Origin of the sequence: Kitasatospora sp. NPDC057936, assembly GCF_042887525.1 — a bacterium.
Lineage (GTDB): Bacteria > Actinomycetota > Actinomycetes > Streptomycetales > Streptomycetaceae > Kitasatospora.
In genome coordinates this window covers 20,915-42,306 of sequence record NZ_JBHVPD010000028.1, presented here as the reverse complement: position 1 = coordinate 42,306, position 21,392 = coordinate 20,915, and the positions used below count along the sequence as shown (strand labels likewise).

At 76.5% G+C, this 21,392-nt stretch carries 5 protein-coding genes; all 5 read right to left on the bottom strand.

The window, feature by feature from the left end; translation table 11 throughout:
• Positions 1-36: 36 nt before the first annotated feature.
• A complete protein-coding gene (locus ACFVU9_RS17245; RefSeq protein ID WP_387594055.1) occupies positions 37-16,668 on the bottom strand; it encodes an SDR family NAD(P)-dependent oxidoreductase in 16,632 nt (5,543 codons plus the stop codon).
• Positions 16,669-16,907: 239 nt separating this feature from the next.
• Entirely contained in the window at positions 16,908-17,450 is a 543-nt protein-coding gene (locus ACFVU9_RS17240; protein WP_387594053.1) for an NUDIX hydrolase, read from the bottom strand.
• Positions 17,451-17,548: 98 nt separating this feature from the next.
• Positions 17,549-19,201 carry a hypothetical protein gene (locus tag ACFVU9_RS17235; protein WP_387594051.1) on the bottom strand — a complete coding sequence of 551 codons (1,653 nt, stop codon included), beginning with the start codon at positions 19,199-19,201 and terminating at the stop codon, positions 17,549-17,551.
• Positions 19,202-19,213: 12 nt separating this feature from the next.
• Entirely contained in the window at positions 19,214-20,692 is a 1,479-nt protein-coding gene (locus ACFVU9_RS17230) for a hypothetical protein (protein WP_387594049.1), read from the bottom strand.
• Positions 20,689-21,375, bottom strand: a complete 687-nt coding sequence (locus ACFVU9_RS17225; RefSeq protein ID WP_387594048.1) for a hypothetical protein — start codon at positions 21,373-21,375, stop codon at positions 20,689-20,691. The genes ACFVU9_RS17230 and ACFVU9_RS17225 overlap by 4 nt, the downstream gene beginning before the upstream one ends.
• Positions 21,376-21,392: the final 17 nt, after the last annotated feature.

The window sequence follows — 21,392 nt, the reverse complement described above, 5'->3', positions numbered from 1 at the left end:
GAAGGGTGGTACGGGCCGGCGTCTTACGGGGTCGCCTCAGGCGAGTCCGAGCTCGCGGTCGATCAGGTCGAACATCTCGTCGTCCGTGGTGGCGTCGAGCGCGTCGTCCGGCCCGTCGGCGGCCGCGGGCGACTCGGTGGTGTCGCCGTCGAGCCGCCACTGGAGGCTCTTGAGGCGGGCGAGGAGGCGGGTGCGGGAGTCGGCGTCCAGTTCGGTGGCGCCGAGCGCGCTCTCCAGCTCGTCGAGTTCGGCGAAGACGGGCCGGGCGGGCGCCGTGGTGCCGGCGGGTGCGCCCACCAGGTCGCGCAGGCGCCCGGCGAGGGCGGTGGGCGACGGGTGGTCGAAGATCGTCGTGGTGGGCAGCCGCAGGCCGAGTTCGGCGTTGAGGCGGTTGCGCAGCTCGACGGCGGTCAGGGAGGACATCCCGAGGTCGAGGAAGCCGCGCTCGGGTTCGACGGCCTCGGGCGAGCCGTGGCCGAGGACGGCGGCGAGGTGGCCGACGACGACGTCCAGCAGCAGCTTCTCCTGCTGGGCGGCGGCGAGGCCGGGCAGCCGGTCGAGCACGCCCCGATCGCCGGTCGCCGTGCTCCCGGCCGGGCCGGCGGCCGTGCGCCGGGCGGCGGCTCGGCGGGGCGCGAGCTCGGCGAACAGCGGTGGTGCCCCGGCCGTGGCGAGGGCGTGCCGGTCGAGCCGGATCGGGGCGAGGTGCGGTCGGTCGACGCCGCTCGCGGCGTCGAGCAGGGCGAGGCCCTGGACGGCCGTGAGCGGCAGCATGCCGGAGCGCGCGAAGCGGGCGATGTCCACGGCGTCCAGCGTGGACGTCATTCCACTCGATTCTCCCCAGTATCCCCACGCGAGGGAGACGGCCGGGCGGCCTTCGGCGCGGCGGAGGTGGGCGAGGGCGTCGAGGAAGGCGTTGGCGGCGGCGTAGTTGGCCTGGCCGGGGCCGCCGGCCGTGGCGGCGAAGGAGGAGAACAGGACGAAGGCGGAGAGGTCGAGGTCGCGGGTCGCGTCGTGGAGGTTCCACGCGGCGTCGACCTTGGGGCGCAGCACCTCGGTGAGCTGCTCGTCCGTCAGGCTTTCGAGCAGTCCGTCGTGCAGGACGCCGGCGGCGTGGACGACGCCGGTGAGCGGGTGGTCGGCGGGGACGGTGGCGAGGAGCGCGTCGAGGGCGGCGCGGTCGGCGGTGTCGCAGGCGGCGACGCGGGCGTGGGCTCCGAGGGCCGCGAGGTCGGCGACGAGCTCGGCGGCGCCGGGGGCGTCCGGGCCCCGGCGGCCGGTGAGCAGGAGGTGGCGCACGCCGTGCTCGGTGACGAGGTGGCGGGCGACGAGGGTGCCGAGGGTGCCGGTGCCGCCGGTGATCAGGACGGTGCCGGCGGGGTTCCAGGACCACGCGCGGTCGTCCCCGCCGGAGGGCAGCGCGCGCAGCCGGGGGGCCGTCACCTCGCCGCCGCGGACGGCCAGGCGCGGCTCGTCGGGGACGGCGAGGGCGGTGGGCAGGGACGCGGCGGAGGCCGCGTCCTCGTCGAGGTCGACGAGGAGGAAGCGGCCCGGGTTCTCGGACTGGGCGGAGCGGATGAGTCCGTGGGCAGCGGCTTGGGCGAGAACGGTGGCGTCGGTGGAGGGGGCCGCGGCCTCGGCGCCGTGCGTGAGCAGGGCGAGGCGGGCGTCGGCGAGCCGGGGCTCGCCGAGCCAGGCGCGGGCGAGGCCGTGGGCGGCCCGGACGGCGCGGTGCGCGGCGGTGACGGGATCGGCGTCGTCGGCCGCGGTGAGGCGGTGGACGACGGTGGCGGGTGCGGGCTCTCCGGCGTCCAGGGCGGCGGTGAGGCCGGCGAGGTCGGCGTAGGAGCGGGCGCCGAGGGTGGCGGCGAGCGCGTCGTCGCCGCCGAGGACGGCCGTGTCCTCAAGGCCGGTGGCGGACACGGCGCTGTTCGGTGTCGGAGCCCACTCGACCGCGTAGAGCGGGTCCGCCACCGGGGCGAGGTGCTCGGCGGCGATCGGGCGGACGGTGACGGCTCGGGCGGTGAGCACGGGGGCGCCGTCGGCGTCGGCGGCGGTGAGCGCGTGGCCGCCGTCGGCGGCCGGGGTGAGCCGGACGCGGAGCAGGGCGGCGCCGGTGGCGTGGACGGTGACGCCGCGCCAGTCGGTGGGCTGGGCGGGGTCGGTGCCGCCCGGGAGGGCGGCGAGCAGGGCTTGGAGGAGTCCGGGGTGGACGCGGAAGCCGGCCGTCTCGGTGCGGTGCTCCTCGGGCAGGGCGACCTCGGCGAACAGCTCGTCGCCGCGCCGCCAGCGTGCGGCGACGGTGCGGAAGCGCTCGCCGTACTCGGCGTCGTCCAGGGTGTCCACCGCCTCGGCACCGGCGGGCGGCCATGCGGTCAGGGACGCGCCGTCAGCGCTCTCAGCGGTCAGGGTGCCGCTCGCGTGGCAGGTCCACGGGAGGTCGTCCGGCGCGCCGGTCGGGCGGGCGTGGACGGTGAGGGCCCGTCGGCCGTCGGCGTCGGCGGGTCCCGCGGTGAGCTGGAGGTCGACGGTCCCGTGGTCGGGCAGGGTCAGCGGGGTGAGCTCGGTGAGGTCGGCGACGGCCGGGCAGCCCGCCTCGTCGCCGGCCCGCACGGCCCAGTCGAGCAGCGCGGTGCCCGGCACGACGGCGGTGCCGCGCACGCGGTGGTCGGCCGTCCAGGGGTGCGTCCCGGTGCCGATCCGGCCGGTGAGCAGGACGCTCCCCGAGCCGTCCGCGAGCCGGACGACCCCGTCCAGCCCGCTGGGTTCGAGGGGCGCGCCGGTACGGGCGGCGCCCTGGGCGAGCCAGTAGCGGCGGCGCTGGAAGGCGTAGGTGGGCAGGTCGGCGGGCCGGCCGCCGGCGAGGGCGGGCCGCCAGTCGATCCGCACGCCGTGCACGTGGGCCTCGGCGAGGGAGGCGAGCAGCCGGTCCTGGCCGCCGTCCTCGCGCCGGACGGTGCCGAGCACGACGGCCCGGACGCCCGCGTCGGCGGCGGTGTCCTCGACGGCCATGGCGAGCACGGGGTGCGGGCTGCATTCGAGGAAGGCGTCGTGGCCCTGGGCGAGCAGGGCGCGGACGGACTCCTCCAGGCGGACGGTCCGCCGCAGGTTGCGGTACCAGTATCCGGCGTCGAGCGGGGTGTCGCCGAGCCAGTCGGCGGTGACGGTGGAGAAGAACGGGATGCGGGCCTCGCGCGTGGTCAGTCCGGCGAGTTCGGCGAGGAGGGTCTCCTCGATCCGTTCGACCTGGGCGGAGTGGGAGGCGTAGTCGACGGGGATGCGCTTGGCCCGGACGCCGTCGCGGGCGCAGTCGGCCAGGAGGTCGTCGAGGGCCGCGTTCTCGCCGGAGACGACCACGCCGGACGGGCCGTTGGCGGCGGCCACCGAGATCCGGCCGCCGTGGGGCTCGATCCGGGCGAGGACGTCGGCGTGCGCCAGCGGCACCGACACCATGCCGCCGTGGCCCGAGAGGCCGCGGGCGATGGCCTGGCTGCGCAGGGCGACGACCTTGGCGCCGTCCTCCAGGGAGAGCGCGCCGGCCACGCAGGCGGCGGCGATCTCGCCCTGGGAGTGGCCGAGCACGGCGGCGGGGGTGACGCCGTGGGCCTGCCAGCAGGCGGCGAGCCCGATCATGGTGGCCCACAGCGCGGGCTGGGCGACGTCGACGCGGTCGAGTGACGGCGCCTCGGCCCGGCCGCGCAGGACGGCTTCGAGGGACCAGTCCGTCCAGGGGGCGAGGGCCCGTTCGCAGGCGGCGATCCGCTCGGCGAACTCCGGGGAGGCGTCGAGCAGTTCGGCACCCATGCCGACCCACTGGGAGCCCTGGCCGGGGAAGACGAGGACGGCCCGGCGGTCGCGGCCGGCGCCGTGCCGGCCGGTGACGACGCCCGGGGCGGGCGTGCCGTCGGCGAGCGCGGCGAGCCCGGCGCGCAGGTCCTCGATGCCGGTGCCGACGACGGCGGCGCGGTGCTCCAGGAGCGCGCGGCCGGTGGCGAGGGAGTACGCGAGGTCGAGCGGCGCGGCGCTGCTGGCGGCGAGGTGGTCGAGCAGCGCGCGGGCCTGGCCCCGCAGGGCCTCGGCGCTGCGTGCGGAGAGCAGCCAGGGCAGGGCGGGGCGCTCGGGCCCGGGTGTCGAGGAATCGGGCTGGGACTCCTGCTGGGGGGCCTGTTCGAGGATCACGTGGGCGTTGGTGCCGCTGAGTCCGAAGGAGGAGACGCCGGCGCGGCGGGGCCGTCCGGTGGCGGGCCAGTCACGGGCCTCGGTGAGCAGGTCGACGGCGCCCTCCGTCCAGTCGACGTGCGTGGTGGGCCGGTCGATGTGGAGCGACACCGGCAGCTCGCCGTGCCGCAGGGCGAGGACGGTCTTCATCACGCCGGCGACGCCGGCGGCGGCCTGGGTGTGGCCGAGGTTGGACTTCACCGAGCCGACGAGGAGCGGGTGTTCGCGCTCCTGGCCGTAGGCGGCGAGCAGGGCCTGGGCCTCGATCGGGTCGCCGAGGCGGGTGCCGGTGCCGTGCGCCTCGACGGCGTCGACCTCGGCGGGCATCAGACCGGCGTCGGCGAGGGCGGCCCGGATCACGCGCTGCTGGGACGGGCCGTTGGGGGCGCTGAGCCCGTTGCTGGCGCCGTCCTGGTTGACGGCGGAGCCGCGCACGACGGCCAGCACCGGGTGCCCGTTGCGCCGGGCGTCGGAGAGCCGCTCGACGAGCAGCACGCCGACGCCCTCGGAGAAGCCGGTGCCGTCGGCGGCGTCCGCGAAGGGCTTGCAGCGCCCGTCGAGGGCCAGACCGCGCTGGCGGGCGAAGTCGACCGGGATCATCGGCGTCGACATCACGGTGACGCCGCCCGCCAGGGCGAGCGTGCACTCGCCGCCGCGCAGCGCGCGGACGGCCAGGTGGAGCGCCACGAGGGACGACGAGCAGGCCGTGTCGACGGTGACGGCCGGGCCCTCCAGACCGAGCGTGTAGGCGACGCGGCCGGAGATCACGCTCGCCGCGTTGCCGGTGCTGACGTACGGCGCGGCCTCGTCGGGGATGCGGGCGACCCGGTCGAGGTAGTCGCTGGAGGACAGGCCGGCGAACACGCCGGTGCGGCTGCCGCGCACCGTGCCGGGGTCGATGCCGGCGCATTCGAGGGCCTCCCACGAGGTCTCCAGGAGGAGCCGCTGCTGCGGGTCCATCGCGAGGGCCTCGTTGGGGCTGACGCCGAAGAAGGCGGCGTCGAAGCCGGCGGCGTCGGCGAGGAAGCCGCCCTCGCGGGTGCGGGAGGAGTCGGGGTGGTCGGGGATGCCGTCGTAGAGGCGGTCGAGGTCCCAGCCGCGGTCGGCGGGGAAGGGGGCGATGGCGTCGGTGCCGGCGGACAGCAGGGTCCACAGGTCGTCGGGGGTCGCGACGCCGCCGGGGAAGCGGCAGGCCATGCCGACGATCGCGATCGGCTCGTCGGCCGCCTGGAGCGCGCCGCCGGTCCCGGGCGCCGCGGCGGTGCCGGTGAGGCCGTCCGCCAGGTGCCCGGCGAGCGCCCCGGGGGTGGGGTGGTCGAACACGAGGGTCGCGGGCAGCCGCAGGCCGGTCGCGGTGTTGAGGCGGTTGCGCAGTTCCACGGCGGTCAGGGAGTCGAGGCCGAGGTCGCGGAACGTCCGCGCGGCGTGGACCTGCTCGGCCGAGGAGTGGCCGAGGACGGCCGCGGTGCAGCCGCTCACCAGGTCGAGCAGCGCCGCGGCGCGGTCGGCCGCGCTGAGCCCGGCCAGGCGGGCGCGCAGCCCGTCGGCGGCTTGGGCGCCCTGCGCGGCACGGCGGGCCGGAGTACCCCCGAGGGAAAAACGCAGCAGGGAGCGCAGCAGGGCGGGGAGTTCGGCCGCGCCGCGCGAGCGCAGGGTGGCGGTGTCGAGGCGGACGGGGACGAGGAGGGCGCGGTGGTCGGCGAGGGCGGCGTCGAACAGGGCGAGGCCGTCCGGGGTGCTGAGGGTCAGTGCGCCGGACTGCTCGGCGCGGGCCCGGTCGCCCGCGCCGAGGTGGGCGGTCATGGTGCTGGCCTGCGCCCACAGGCCCCAGGCGAGCGCGGTGGTGGGCAGGCCGGCGACGCGGCGGTGCTGGGCGAGGGCGTCGAGCCAGGCGTTGGCGGCGGCGTAGTTGCCCTGGCCGGGCGAGCCGAAGACGCCGGCGGCGGAGGAGAACAGGACGAGGTCGGCGAGGTCGAGGCCGCGGGTGAGCTCGTGCAGGTGGCGGGCGGCGTCGGCCTTGGGGCGCAGCACGGCGGCGAGCCGGTCGGCCGTCAGGCCTTCGACCACGCCGTCGTCCAGGACGCCGGCCGCGTGGACGACGGCGGTGAGCGGGTGTTCGGCGGGCACGGCGGCCAGCAGGGCCGCGAGCGCGGCGCGGTCGGCGGTGTCGCAGGCGACGACGCGGGCGTCGGCGCCGAGGGCCGCGAGGTCGGCGAGGAGTTCGGCCGCGCCGGGGGCGTCCGGGCCGCGCCGGCTGGTGAGCAGCAGGTGGCGGACGCCCCGCGTGGTGACCAGGTGCCGGGCGAGTTCGGCGCCGAGGGTGCCGGTGCCGCCGGTGATCAGGACGGTGCCGTCGGCGGCCCAGGGGCGCGGGACGGTGAGCACGATCTTGCCGGTGTGCCGGGCCTGGGCCATGTACCGGAAGGCCTCGCGGGCGCGGGTGACGTCCCAGCAGGTGAGCGGGAGGGGCTGCAGCGCGCCCTGTTCGAACAGCTCGACCAGGTCGGCGAGCATCCGCCCGATCCGCTCGGGCCCGGCCTCCTGGAGGACGAAGGCCTGGTAGCGGGCGCCACCGTGGGCGGCGGCGACCTCGGCGGGGTCTCGGACGTCGGTGCGGCCCATCTCGATCAGCCGTCCGCCGGGCCCGAGGAGGCGCAGCGAGGCGTCGACGTGCTCCCCCGCGAGGGAGTTGAGGACGACGTCCACGCCTTCGCCGCCGGTCGCGGTGCGGAAGCGCTCCTCGAAGTCGAGGGTGCGGGAGGAGGCGATGGCGGTGTCGGGCAGGCCGTCGGCGCGCAGGAGGTGCTGCTTGGCCTCGCTCGCGGTGCCGTAGACCTCGGCGCCCCAGAGGCGGCCGAGCTGGGTGGCGGCCATGCCGACGCCGCCGGTCGCGGCGTGGACGAGGAGGCGTTCGCCTTCCCGGAGGTCGGCGAGGTCGCGCAGGGCGTAGTAGGCGGTGAGGAAGACGACGGGGACGGAGGCGGCCTGGGCGAAGGTCCAGCCCCGGGGGACGCGGGCGAGCACGCGGTGGTCGGCGACGGCGAGCGGGCCGAACCCACCGGTGACCATGCCCATGACGTGGTCGCCGACGGCGAGTCCGGTGACGCCGGGGCCGAGTTCGCGCACGACGCCGGCGGCCTCGGCGCCGAGGAAGCGGGCGCCGCCGGGGTACATGTCGAGGGCGTTGAGGACGTCGCGGAAGTTGAGGCCGGCGGCGCGGACCTCGATGCGGACCTCGCCCTCGGCGAGCGGCGCGGCCGCGTCGGGGCTCGGCAGGAGTTCGAGGTTGTCGACGGTGCCCTTGGTGCGGATGTCGAGGCGCCACGGGCCGTCGGGCACGGGCAGCGGCCCGGCGCTGTGGGCGCGGGCCAGGCGGGGGGCGTGGGCGGTGCCGTGGCGCAGGGCGAGCCGGGGTTCGCCGGTGGCGAGCGCGGCGGGCAGGGCGCGCCAGGAGGCGGGGTCGTCGTCCAGGTCGGCGAGGACGATGCGGCCGGGGTGCTCGCTCTGGGCGGAGCGGACCAGGCCGTGGACGGCGGCGGCGGGCAGGTCGTGGACGTCCTCGGCGGGGTCGGCGGCGACGGCGCGGCGGGTCAGGACCAGCAGGGGACGGTCCTCGGCGAGCTGGTCCTGGAGGACGGCGAGGGCGCGTTCGAGGGCGGCGAGCGGGTCGTCGCCGCTCAGCTCCACGACCGTCAGATCGGCGTCGGCGGCGTCCGTCAGGGTGACGCCCGCCTCGGCGAGGGCCGCCGCGTGGGCGGGCGGCTCGCCGAGGACGGTCCAGCGGGCGGGGGCCGGCCCCGGCTCGGGGAGGGTCAGGGCCGGCCAGTCCAGGTGGAAGAGCGCCTCGCGGGCCACCCGGGCGGCCGGGTCGAGGGCGCCCTCGGCGAGCGGGCGCACGGCCAGGGCCTCGATGGCGGCCACCGGGCGGCCGGCCGGGTCGGCCATCGCGACGGACACCGCGTCGGGCCCGGCCGGGGTGAGCGTCACCCGCAGCGCGGTGGCCCCGGCGGCGTGGAGCGTGACGCCGGTCCAGGCGAAGGGCAGCCCGGGGCGGCCCGCCAGCGGGCCGAGCCCGGCGGGGTGCAGGGCGGCGTCGAGGAGGGCGGGGTGCAGGCCGTAGCGGGCGGCGTCGGCGCGGGCCGGCGCGGGCAGCTCGACCTCGGCGTGGACGGCGTCGCCGAGGCGCCAGGCCGCGCGCACGCCCTGGAACACCGGGCCGTAGCCGTAGCCCTGTTCTCGCAGGCCCGGGTAGAAGCCGTCGACGTCGATCGGCTCGGCGCCGGCGGGCGGCCAGGCGGCGGCCGTCGGCGCGGGTTCGGCCCCCGCGGGGGCGGGGGCGCGGTCGGGGGCGACGCCGCCGTCGGCGTGCCGGGTCCAGCCCTCGGGCGCGTCCGCGTCGGCCGGGCGGGTGTGCAGGGCGACCGGGCGCCGGCCCGTGTCGTCCGGGGCGCCGACCTCGATCTGCACCTGGAGCGCACCGCGCTCGGGCAGGAGGACGGGGGCGTGCAGGGTCAGTTCCTCGATGCGCCCGCAGCCGAGCTCGTCGCCGGCCCGGACGACCGCCTCGACCAGCGCGGCGCCGGGCACCACGACGGTGCCCGCGACGGCGTGGTCGGCGAGCCACGGGTGGGTGTGCAGCGACCAGCGGGCGGTGGCCACCAGCCCGCCGCCCTGGGCGAGTTCGACGGCGGCGCCGAGCAGCGGGTGCTCCGGCGCGGCCAGGCCCGCCGTGGTGACGTCGCCGCCGGTACCGCCGGGGCGCGGCCAGTAGCGCTGCCGCTGGAACGGGTACGTCGGCAGCTCGGTGGCGCGCGCGCCGGTGCCGGCGAACAGGAGGTCCCAGTCCACCCGGGCGCCGTGGTTGCGGGCGTCGGCGAGGGCGAGCAGGAAGCGGCCGGGGCCGCCCTCGTCGCGGCGCAGCGTGCCGAGGGCGGCGGCGGGCAGGCCGCTGTCCTCGATGGTCTCCTGGACGCCGGTGGTCACCACGGGGTGCGGGCTGACCTCGACGAACACCCCGTGTCCCGCGGCCAGCAGGGTGCGGGTGGCCTGCTCGAACTCCACGGTGTGGCGCAGGTTGCGGTACCAGTAGGCGGCGTCGAGTCCGGCGGTGTCGATCACGGCGCCGGTGACGGTCGAGCAGAACGGGACGTCGGCGCTGCGCGGGGTGATCGGCGCGAGGAGGTCGAGCAGCTCGTGTTCGATGCGCTCGACGTGCGCGGAGTGCGAGGCGTAGTCGACGGGGACGCGGCGGGCCCGGACGCCGGCCCGCTCGCAGTCGGCGATCAGCTCCTCCAGGGCCTCGGGGTCGCCCGAGACCACCACCGAGCCGGGGCCGTTGACGGCCGCGACGGAGATGCGCTCGTCCCAGCGCGCGAGGCGCTCGCGGACGGCGGCGACCGGCTCGGCCACCGAGACCATGCCGCCGAGGCCGGCGAGCCGCCGGATCGCCCGGCTGCGCAGGGCGACGACGCGGGCGGCGTCGTCCAGGGAGAGCGCGCCGGCCACGCACGCGGCGGCGATCTCGCCCTGGGAGTGGCCGAGTACGGCGGCCGGTTCGACGCCGTGCGCGCGCCACAGTTCGGCGAGCGACACCATGACGGCGAACAGCACGGGCTGCACGACGTCGACGCGGTCGAAGCCGGGTGCGCCGGGCTCGCCGCGCAGGACGTCCGTCGCCGACCAGTCGGTGAACGGTTCGAGGGCCGCCGCGCACTCGGCGAAGCGCTGCGCGAACACCGGTGCGGTGTCCAGGAGTTCGACGGCCATGCCGGCCCACTGGGAGCCCTGGCCGGGGAACACGAACACCGGTGCTCCGTCCCCCGCGGCCTGTCCTTCCAGGACGGCGGGGGTGGCGCGGCCGTCGGCGAGCGCGTCCAGGCCGTCCAGGAGCCCGGCCCGGTCGGGCGCGACGACGGCGGCCCGGTGCTCCAGGGCGGCGCGGGTGGTGACGAGGGAGCGGGCGACGTCGTCCGGGGCGGGCTCGGCCGCACGGACGTGGGCGGCGAGGCGGCGGGCCTGCTCGCGCACGGCCTCGGGGGTCCGGGCGGAGAGCAGCCAGGGCAGCGGGCAGTCGGCGGCCGGGCGCTCGGGCAGCGGCTCGGGCGCGGGGGCCGCTTCGAGGATCACGTGGGCGTTGGTGCCGCTGACGCCGAAGGAGGAGACGCCGGCGCGCGGCGGCCGTCCGGTCTCGGGCCAGGTGCGGGCCTCGCTCAGGAGCTCGACGGCGCCGGCGGTCCAGTCGACCTGCGCGGTCGGCTCGTCGATGTGCAGGGACTTCGGGAGCTCGCCATGCTGCATCGCGAGCACGGTCCTCATCACGCCGGCGACGCCGGCGGCGGCCTGGGTGTGGCCGAGGTTGGACTTCACCGAGCCCAGGAGCAGTGGGAGTTCGCGGTCCTGCCCGTAGGCGGCGAGCAGGGCCTGGGCCTCGATCGGGTCGCCCAGGCGGGTGCCGGTGCCGTGCGCCTCGACGGCGTCGACCTCGGCGGGCGTCAGACCGGCGTCGGCCAGCGCGGCCCGGATCACCCGCTGCTGCGACGGGCCATTGGGCGCCGTCAGCCCGTTGGAGGCACCGTCCTGGTTGACGGCCGAACCGCGCACGACGGCCAGCACCGGGTGCCCGTTGCGCCGCGCGTCGGAGAGCCGCTCGACGAGCAGCACGCCGACGCCCTCGGCCCAGCCCGTCCCGTCCGCCGCGTCCGCGAACGGCTTGCAACGGCCGTCGGGGGCCAAACCGCGCTGGCGCGAGAACTCGACGAACACCTGCGGCGTGGACATCACCGTCACGCCGCCCGCGAGCGCGAGCGTGCACTCGCCGCGGCGCAGCGCCTGGGCGGCCAGGTGCAGGGCGACCAGCGAGGACGAGCACGCGGTGTCGACCGTGACGGCCGGGCCCTCCAGGCCGAGCGTGTAGGCGACGCGGCCCGAGATCACGCTGGCGGCGTTGCCCGTCATCACGTGCCCGGCGACGCCCTCCCGGGCCGGGTCCAGCAGCAGGTGGTAGTCCTGGAAGTTGGAGCCGACGAACACGCCCGTCCGCGAGCCGTGCAGGGCGCCGGGGTCGATGCCGGAGCGCTCGACGGCCTCCCAGACCGTCTCCAGCAGGAGCCGCTGCTGCGGGTCCATCGCGAGGGCCTCGCGCGGGGAGATGCCGAAGAAGGCGGCGTCGAAGTCGGCCGGGGCGGTGAGGAAGGCGCCCTCGGCGACGTAGCTGGTGCCCTCGTGGTCCGGGTCCGGGTGGTGCAGGCGGTCGGTGTCCCAGCCCCGGTCGGCCGGGAACGGGCCCACCGCGTCGCGGCCCTCGGCAAGCAGCCGCCAGAGGTCCTCCGGCGACTCGACGCCGCCGGGGAAGCGGCAGGCCATCGCGACGATCGCGATCGGCTCGTCGGCGGCGACGGCGGCCACCGGCTCCAGGACGGCGGCCGTGCCCGCCAGTTCGGCGCGCAGGTGCGCCGCGACGGCGGCCGGGGTCGGCCGGTCGAACAGCAGGGTGGCGGGCAGGCGCAGACCGGTCGCGGCGGTGAGGCGGTTGCGCAGCTCGACGGCGGTCAGCGAGTCGAACCCGAGGTCCCGGAACGCCCGGGCGGCGTCGACGGTCGCCGTCGAGACGTGCCCGAGGACGGCGGCGGCCTCCGTGCGGACGAGCTCCAGCAGCAGGCGTTCCTGCTCGTCGGCGCCGCGGCCGCGCAGCTGCTCGGCCAGCGGGGAATCCTTCTCGGTCGCCAGGGCGGGGGTGACCGCGCGACGCACCTCCGGCAGGTCCGCGATCAGTGCGCTCGGCCGGGCGGCGGTGAGCACGGGGGCGAGGGCGCTCCAGTCGACGTCCGCCACGGTGAGGCCGGACGCGTCCGCGAGCAGGGCCCGGCGCAGCGCGGCGACCGCCCGCTCCGGGTCCATCGGGGCGAGCCCGCTGCGCCGCATCCGGCCGGTGAGGCCCGGGTGGTCCCCCGCCATGCCGGCCCCGGCCCACGGGCCCCAGGCGACGGCGGTGGCGGGCAGTCCGGCGGCGCGGCGGTGCTCGGCGAGGGCGTCGAGGTAGGCATTGGCGGCGGCGTAGTTGGCCTGGCCGGGGTTGCCGAGGACACCGGTGATCGAGGAGAACAGGACGAACAGGGCGAGGTCGTGCCCGGCCGTCAGCTCGTGGAGGTTGCGGGCGGAGACCGCCTTGGCGCGGAGCACCGTGTCGAAGCGGTCGGCCGTGAGGCCCTCCAGGACGCCGTCGTCGAGGACGCCGGCGGCGTGGACGACACCGGTGAGCGGGTGCTCGGCGGGCACGGCGGCGAGGAGGGCGGCGAGCGCGTCGCGGTCGGCGACGTCGCAGGCGGCGACGGTGACGCGGGTGCCGAGTCCTTCGAGCTCGGCGCTCAGCTCCTGCGCGCCGGGGGCCCCGGAGCCACGGCGGCCGACGAGGAGGAGGTGCTCGGCGCCGGCCCGAGCCAGCCAGCGGGCGACATGGGCGCCGAGGGCGCCGGTGCCGCCGGTGACGAGCAGGGTGCCCCGGGGGGCGGTCCAGCCGTCGGGGGCGTCCGGCGCGCTCGGCTGCGCCGCTTCACCGGCCGGACGGCCGGCGGCCGCACCGGTGTCGGGCCTGGCATCGACACCGGTGCCCGACGCGTTCCGCTCCACCACGTCGTCACCCGGACGGTCCGACGGCACGGACAACTCCGCCACCCCGCGCCCTCCGGAGGCGGGCCGCGGCAGGCCGGCCGCGCGGCCCGGGACCGGCGGCAGGTGGCGGCGGGTCAGGCGGCGGGCGTAGGCGCCGGAGCCGCGCAGGGCGAGCTGGTCCTCGGCGGTCTGGGCGAGGAGCCCGGCCAGGCGCACGGCGGTGCGGGCGTCGGGAGCGGCGGGCAGGTCGATCAGGCCGCCCCAGCGCCGCGGGTGTTCCAGCGCGGCCACCCGGCCGAGGCCCCACAGCTGCGCCTGCCCGGGCTCGCTCACCCGGTCCGCGCCCTCGGCCGCGACGGCGCCCCGGGTGAGGCACCAGAGCCTCGCCGGACCGCCGGCGGCCTCCAGGGTGCGCAGCAGCTCGACGGTGGCGGGCAGGTAGCGGGGGACGAGGTGGTGGTCGGGGTGCGGGCGGCCGTCGGCGGCGAGGAAGGAGAGGACGCCGGCGAGCGGCTCGCCGACGCCGTCCGCGAGCACCTCGGCCAGGGCCTCGGTCCCCGCTACTCGCTCGATCCGCAGACCGCGCTCGGCGAGGGCGCCGAGGACGGCCTCGGGCCATTCGCCTTCCGCGCTCTCCGGTACGACGGCGAGCCAGCGCCCCGCCGGGACGGCGTCGGTGAGGCCGCGCACGGGCACCCAGCTCGTCCCGTACGTCCACCCGTCCAGCGCGCCGAGCAGGCGCCGCTGACCGCGCCAGGAGGCCAGGACGGGCAGCAGGCGGTCCAGCGAGGCCTCGGCGGCCTCCTCCGCGATCCCGAGGACGGCCGACGCCTCCTGCAGGTCCCCGGCCTCGACGGCCGTCCAGAACGCGTCCTCGACCGGGTCGGCCGCCGGCGTGCCCGCGTCGCGGCGCTGGAGCTCGGGCAGCCAGTAACGCTGCCGCTGGAACGCGTACGTGGGCAGGTCGACGCGGCGGCCGCCGGACCCGGCGAGCACCGCCGCCCAGTCCGGGCCCGCTCCGCGCACGTGCAGGCGGGCGAGGGCTTCCAGGATGGCCGGCTCCTCGGGGCGGTCCTTGCGGAGCACGGCGGCGAGGGCCGCGTCGGCGGGCAGCGACTCGGCCGCCAGCGCGGTGAGGACGCCGTCCGGGCCGAGTTCGAGGAAACGCGTGACACCGGCGGCGTGCAGCGTGCGGATGCCGTCGGCGAAGCGGACGGCCTCGCGGACGTGGCGCACCCAGTAGTCGGGGGTGGTGAAGTCCTCTCCGAGGCCGAGGGCGCCGGTCAGGTTGGAGACCACCGGGATCGAAGGCGCGTTGTACGTCAGCCCGTCGAGAACAGTGCGGAAGTCCGCCAGCATCGGGTCCATCAGCGGCGAGTGGAACGCGTGCGAGGCGCGCAGCCGCGTCGTCTTGCGATCGGCGAACTGCGCGCGGACCGCGTCAACGGCCTCCTCCGTGCCGGAGACGACGACGGAGGTCGGGCCGTTGACGGCGGCGATCGACACGAAGTCCGTGAGCAGCGGCAGGACTTCGTCCTCCGTCGCCTGCACCGCCAGCATCGCGCCACCCGAAGGCAGCGCCTGCATCAGTCGGCCACGGGCGCTCACCAGCGCACACGCGTCGGCGAGCGAGAACACCCCGGCCACATGCGCCGCAGCCACCTCACCGATCGAGTGCCCCGCCACGAACTCCGGCCGCACACCGAACGATTCGAGCAGGCGGAACAGCGCCACCTCGACCGCGAACAGCCCGGCCTGGGCGTACGCGGTCTGATTGAGCAGCTCGGCGTCCGAGCCCCACACGACCTCGCGCAGGGCCGGGTCGAGTTCCGCGCACGCCGCGTCGAAGGCCTCCGCGAAGACCGGGAACCGGGCGTACAACTCCCGCCCCATCCCCAGCCGTTGCGCCCCCTGCCCGGAGAACAGGAACGCCGTCGCCCCCTTCTCCGCCACGCCCGTCACCAGGCCCGCTCCCCCGCCCCCGACCGCCAGGGCGTCCAGGGCGCGCAGGCGCTCCTCCGGGTCCGCCGAGACGACGACGGCCCGGTGCGCCATGGCCGTCCGGCCGGTCGCCAGGGAGTGCGCGACATCGGCCGGGTCGAGCGGTCCGCGCGTCCGGAGGTGGGTGGCCAGGCGTCCGGCCTGGGCCCGCAGGGCCGGCCCGCTACGCGCCGACAGCACCCACGGCAGCGTTGCCCCCGGCCCCTCGTCGGAGCCGTCCCCATCCTCGGCGCACGCGTCGATGCCACCCACGCCCGACGCAGACACCGCCGCACGGCCCGATACAGCCTCGGGCGCGGCCCCCGAACCCGACGCCGCGCCCGACCCGGCGCTCACGCCCGACGCAGACACCGCCGCACGGCCCGGCCCGGCATCGGGCTCGGCCTCCGCCAGCCCAGCCCCCGACCCCGACCTAGCACTCACACCCGTGCCCGCGCGCGAACCCGACGCAGACACCGCCGCATGACCCGACCCGGCCTCCGTCGGCGCCGCCTCCAGCACGACGTGCGCATTGGTGCCGCTGACGCCGAAGGAGGACACGGCCGCCCGCCGGGGCCATGCGTTGGCGGGCCATTCGCGGGCCTCGCCCAGGAGTTCGGCGGAGCCGGCGGTCCAGTCGACGTGCGGGGTCGGGGCGTCGAGGTGCAGGGTGCGCGGCAGCAGGCCGTGCCGCATCGCGAGCACCGTCTTGATCACCCCGGCCACGCCGGAGGCGGCCTGGGTGTGGCCGGTGTTGGACTTCAACGCGCCGATGTACACGGGCCGTTCGCGGTCCTGCCCGTAGGTCGCGAGCAGAGCGTGGGCCTCGATCGGGTCGCCGAGCCGCGTGCCCGTCCCGTGCGCCTCGACGGCGTCGACATGACCCGCCGTCAGGCCGGCGTCGGCCAGCGCGGCCCGGATCACCCGCTGCTGGGACGGGCCGTTGGGCGCCGTCAGCCCGTTGGAGGCACCGTCCTGGTTGACGGCCGAGCCACGCACGACGGCCAGCACCGGGTGGCCGAGGCGCCGCGCGTCCGAGAGCCGCTCGACCAGGAGGACGGCGGCGCCCTCGCTCCACGCGGTGCCGTCGGCCGCCGCCGCGAAGGGCTTGCACCGGCCGTCGGCAGCGAGGCCGCCCTGCCGGGAGAACTCGGTGAACATCTGCGGGCTCGACATCACCGTCACGCCGCCCGCGAGCGCCAGCGAGCACTCGCCGCGGCGCAGCGACTGGACGGCGAGGTGCAGGGCGACGAGGGAGGAGGAGCACGCGGTGTCGACCGTGATGGCCGGGCCTTCGAGGCCGAGGACGTAGGAGATGCGGCCGGAGGCGACGCTGACGGTGTTGCCGGTCAGGAGGTGTCCGGCGGCGGTCTCGGCGACCTGGCCGCCGGCGGTGGAGGCGCTGTCGTAGCCGCCGTGCCCGGTGCCGACGAACACGCCGGTCTGCGTGCCGGTGAGCGTCCCGGGGTCGATGCCGGCCCGTTCGACGGCCTCCCAGGCGGTCTCCAGGAGGATCCGCTGCTGGGGGTCCATGGCGAGGGCCTCGCGCGGCGAGATGCCGAAGAACCCGGCGTCGAACTCGCCGGCGTCGTGCAGGAATCCGCTCTCGCGGGAGGTGACGGCGCCCTCGGGGAGGTCCCAGCCGCGGTCGGCGGGGAAGGCGGAGACGGCGTCGACGCCGTCGCGCACCAGGTCCCACAGCTCCTCCGGGGAGGCGACCCCGCCGGGCAGCCGGCAGGCCATGCCGACCACGGCGATCGGCTCCCGGTGCTGCTCGGTCGCCTCGCGGAGCTGCTCGCGGGTCTCGTGGAGGTCCGCGATCGCCCGCTTCAGGTAGTCGCGGAGCTTGTCTTCGTTCGACATCGGGACGTCAACCTCTCCGGGGATCTGCCAGGGAACGCCGTGCGGGTGGGGCCCGGCCGGACGCCCGGTGCGGCGCCGCGCGCGAACTCCCGACGTCGGGTCCGACCCGTCGCCCGCCCAGTCTCGCCACGGACGGCCCCGGTTTTCCCTAGACGAATGGGCCTGCAAGGAGGGCCTGACGTCGTGACGCGCGTGTGGGCCCGGGACGCCCCAGCGCCCGGGCCCAAACATTGGAGCGGTCAGACCCAGGTGTAGTTCTGGTCGGTGACCGGCTCCAGCTCGAACGCCGGCAGCGGTGCGTACGGCGAGGGCAGCTGGGCGAGGGCCTTGCCGATCGGCGGGAACAGGGGCAGGTCACCGACCTTGCGGTAGTCGATCCACTCGATGGTGCCGACCTCGTGGCTGCCGTCGGGCAGTTCGTCGAACTCTTGGGTCGCCAGGGTCGCGCGGACCTCCGGGGTGACGTGGGTGCGGTAGATGAGGTGGATCTTGCGCGGCGGTGCCGTCGGCCCGGGCCGGGTGACCCGGGCGTCCGCCATCGCGACCAGCTCCAGGTCGGCAGCCTGCTCGGGGGCGAGCCCGAGCTCCTCCCGCAGCTCCCGCGCGGCGGCGTCGCGGAAGTCCTCGCCCGCGGCGACATTGCCGCCGATGGTGGTGTAGTGCGTCGAGTCGGTGCGGTCCCGGCGCAGCAGCGCGACGTCGTCGCCGCAGAAGACAAGGCCGGTCACCCGGACCTTGATCCTGCTGAACGGCTTCTCGGTCGTCGCTTCGGTGGTGCTCATGGGTGTGGATCTCCTTGGTGGACGTGGCCAGGCCAGTTGTGCCCGGCAGTGCCTCCCGGTCCAACGACCGGGAGGAGTAGGGGGTTTGGCGTCTATTCCTAGAGTGCCCCGGGGAAGCCGTGGAGAGTGCGGGCTTCACTCTGCGGGACGTGTTCGATCTCGACGCCGGTGAGGGGGATGCGCCGCAGGCGGCAGCCGGTGGCGCGAATGACGGGGGACAGATGGCAGGGGTCCATCTCCTCCACCATCAGCGTTGGGCGAGCAGTGCGGGTGTTCTTGCCTCCGGTGATGGCGAGCGGCAGGTGCCCGCCTCCGAAGGGCATCGGGGTGATCCGCCAGATCGGCCCTCGGTCGCTGGACACGCTCGCCTGCCCGAAGCCGCGCTCCTCGCGCAGGGTCATCGGCTCGCCGTTGGTGCCCGTCAGGCCACGGAACAGGGCCTCAGCGCGGCCCTGGTTGACGATCTGTCCGGTGTCGATCGTGAATTCGCGGGAGAAGAACGCGGAGGCGGGGTAGCCGGCCTTGAGCAGGGCGCGGACGTAGACGCTCACCTGGGGCAGGACCTGCTCGCGCAGGTGCGCAGCGGCCAAGTGGTCGACGGGGTCGAGGGCCATGGCCAGCTGGCGCAGGGCGGTGAGGACGCCGTCGATGTCAGCCGGGGTCGAGGTCAGGAAGCTTCCGCGCCGGTCGATCCGGCGGGCGGTCTTGTATGCCAGCAGGGTGTTGAGGAAGTGCCGGGTGGTGTCGGTGTACCCGCTGGCCTTGCGCTGGTCGGTGGCCGGGTAGAGGTTGAGGGCGGTGAAGCGGCCGTCGGGGTGGAGGTCCGGGTCGGCGGCGAAGTAGTCGCCGTCCGCGTTGTGCAGACGGTGCAGCCGGATGGGGATGGCGCGGTGCTGGACGGGCAGGACGCCGTCCAGCGCGTCCCGGACGGTTTGCGTAGTGGGCTCGGCGGCGTCGGCCGTCACGTGCAGGTAGAGGCGGCCCTGCTCGGACAGCACCGGCTGGTTGCGCTCGTCCAGGCGCGTGATCTCGGTGTAGGGCAGCTCGTCCGTGCCGGGCTGGGCGGCGATGAGCAGGTGAGGGCCGCAGGCGAGGACGTGGTGGCCGTCGATGTGGGTGTCGAGGAGTTCACCGAGGCCGACGAGCGGGGCGAACCGCAGCTCGACGGCGGCGGTGGCCGCGCCGTGGCCGAGGTGGTCGAACAGCGACCGGTAGGTCCGCAGGACGTGGGCGAGGTCGTCGGCGTAGCGGTCGCGGCTGGTGCCGGGTGACTTGCCGACGTAGCCGGTGGCGTACGGAGTGAGCGAGATGCGGATGCCGTCGAAGACATCCTTGAAGTCCTCGGCCAGGCGACGGTGCATCGCGGCGAGGTGGCCGGCGTCCTCGGACCAGCCGACGGTGGAGATGCGGATCTTCACGCCGAGGACGTCGCGGGCGAGCCGGGCGTAGGTGTCCAGGTAGGGGTAGGACGCGATGTCGTTGTCCAGGTAGGGGAACAGCACGCCCGGGCGGTGGGCCCGGCCGCCGCCGATCCGCACGCCCCGCTCGGAGGCCTCCTCGGCGAGGGCGTGAAAGAGGTCGCCGAGGCCGTGCTCGGTGAGCTGCCAGATGTCGCTGCCGGCGGCCTGGCTGCACATCGCGCACCGGTTGACGCAGCCGACCGCCGGCGGCAGGTACTGCAGGTTGGTGAACGCCTCGGTCGGCAGGGTCCGCAGCTGGTCCCTCAGCCGGGGCATGGTCTGAGTGGTCACGGTCTCGCTCCTTCAGGGGGTGGGAAGGTCGGTGGGGATCAGGTGCTGGTCGAGGGCGCTCAGCAGCGCGCGCCCGACGGGGGAGAGCCGGTGCGGTCCGGCGAACGGGCCGCCGCCACACGGCGTGACGGCTTCAGCGGTGCCGAGCTCCGCGCCCGGCAGGCACAGCACGCCCGGCTCGGGGAGGTTGGCCAGCAGCACCTCCCCAGTGGCGGACTCGGCCGGGTGGGCCCCGGGGCCGACCCAGCGCAGCCGGCCGCCGTGGACGCGATAGCGGCCGGGGCGGGCCAGGTCCTGGTCCAGGACGACTGGCGTTTGCCCCCGGTGGCGGAGTTTCAGGTAGTAGGGGCCCGGCACCGTGGAGGCGGCGGCTCGCACCGTGGCGGCGTTGAAGTCGTCCGGGTCGGGCAGCCAGTCCACCCGCCCGCCGAGCAGGGTGGTCAGGTGGGCGACGACGAACGGCGGCAGGCCGCGCAGCTGCTGGTTGACCGCCGAGACCTCGGTGGTGCCCTGGTTGCGGCAGTTGATCTCGTTGAGGAACACCCGGCCGTCGTCGGTGAGGATCGCGTCCAGGCCGAACAGCCCGGACATGCCATGGCGGCGCCAGGCCCAGCGGGCGACGCGCTCGGCCGCGTCCACGACGGCAGCCGCGGCCGGCTCGGGCCAGGCGACGGACCAGCAGTTGCCCGCGCTCTTTCCGGGGCCGATCCCGGCCTCCGGCACCCCGACGGCCTTGTGGGAGGGCCGGTCGACGTAGACCCGCAGGTCGCCGCGGTGGTCCGGCACGGACAGCACGGTGACGTTCGAGGACCAGCCGGGGGTGAACGCGGTGACCCGGTACGGGCCCGGCATCCGGGCCGCTCTGGCCAGGTCGGGCTCGTCGTCCACGAAGACCGTGCCCCGGCCGCCGGAGTCGGCGCCGCACTGCACCACCAGCCGCACGGCGCCGACCCGGCGACGGAGCTCCGCCAGGCCCGGAAGCGGGCCGTCGACCCGCACCCCGGCCAGGTGGAGGGCGGCGGGCACCTGGGCGCCGCGCAGCAGCTCGCCGAAGTGGGCCTTGTCCTCGATCCGGGCGCGCAGATCGTGGTCGATCGCCGCGACCACGCCACGCGGCCCGGCCCACGAGCGCAGCCGGTCGGTGCCGTACCAGGCGGAGACGACCACCGGCTGGTCCAGTGCGGCGATCGCAGAGCGGGCCAGCCGGTCGATGCCGGCCATCCAGTTGCGCCGCTGGGCGACGCCGCGCACCCGGGTGCCGCTCTCGGCGGCGAGCACCCGCAGCGGCGCGGCCTGCGGCCAGGGCCGGTAGCAGCCGATCGCCAGCGCCGGGCGGGCCGCTTCCAGGGGGAACGGGCCCGTGTAGGTCGTCCGGCCGGCCGTGGTGAACCGCTCGACGCTCACGAGGACGCTGCGGCCCAGCGCGGTGGTGAGGCCGCGGGCGGCCTCACCCCACACTCCGGCGTCCACGGTGGTGGGCGCACTGGTCACGCGATCCTCCCGGCCGCCATCACGGAGCTCTCCTCGGCAGGCGCCCTGCGGGGCGCCTGCACCGTGAACGCCAGCCCGGCCTTGGCCAGAACGTGCTTGGCGATCTCCTCGGGCCTGTGCTCGGCGGTGTCGAAGACCAGCAGCCGCTCCCCGTGGCGACGGCCCATGCCATGCAGCAGTGCCGCGTTGAATCGCGCCGCGAAGGCCTCGTCCTCGACGCTGCGCCGGTCGGCGGAGTCCACCTCCTCGCGGCCTTCCATCCGCGTGCGCCGGACCTCGGGGGAGGCGTGCAGGTAGACGGCGACGTCGAACGGGGCGAAGTAGCGCGCCCCCCAGAGGCTGAGCACGGCGGTCAGGTAGGGGCCGCCAGCGATGCCAAAGGCCGCGGTCCGGTCGGCATAGCCGTCCTGGATGAGGACCGCGCCGCCGGTACGGGGCGGGTCGACACGTACCAGCGCGGCGTCCAGGGCGTACCCGCCGACCAGGAAGGCGGCGGTGATGGCGCTGGACTCGGCCTGGCGGACGAGCGGGAGCCGCTTGAGCAGTGGCTCGATCGGGTGGTGCTCGGCGAGCATGCCGCGGTGACGTATGGCCGGGATGCCGCAGCCGTCGAACAGGGAGATCAGGGCCTGGACCGTGGTCGTCTTTCCGGACATGTCGAGCCCGTCCACAAGGATGCGCACGACTGCCTCCTTCACTG

Excerpts from the sequence above, each read along its gene's own strand:
- ACFVU9_RS17245 (WP_387594055.1), bottom strand. The coding sequence starts at position 16,668 with ATGTCGAACGAAGACAAGCTCCGCGACTACCTGAAGCGGGCGATCGCG.
- ACFVU9_RS17240 (WP_387594053.1), bottom strand. The coding sequence starts at position 17,450 with ATGAGCACCACCGAAGCGACGACCGAGAAGCCGTTCAGCAGGATCAAG.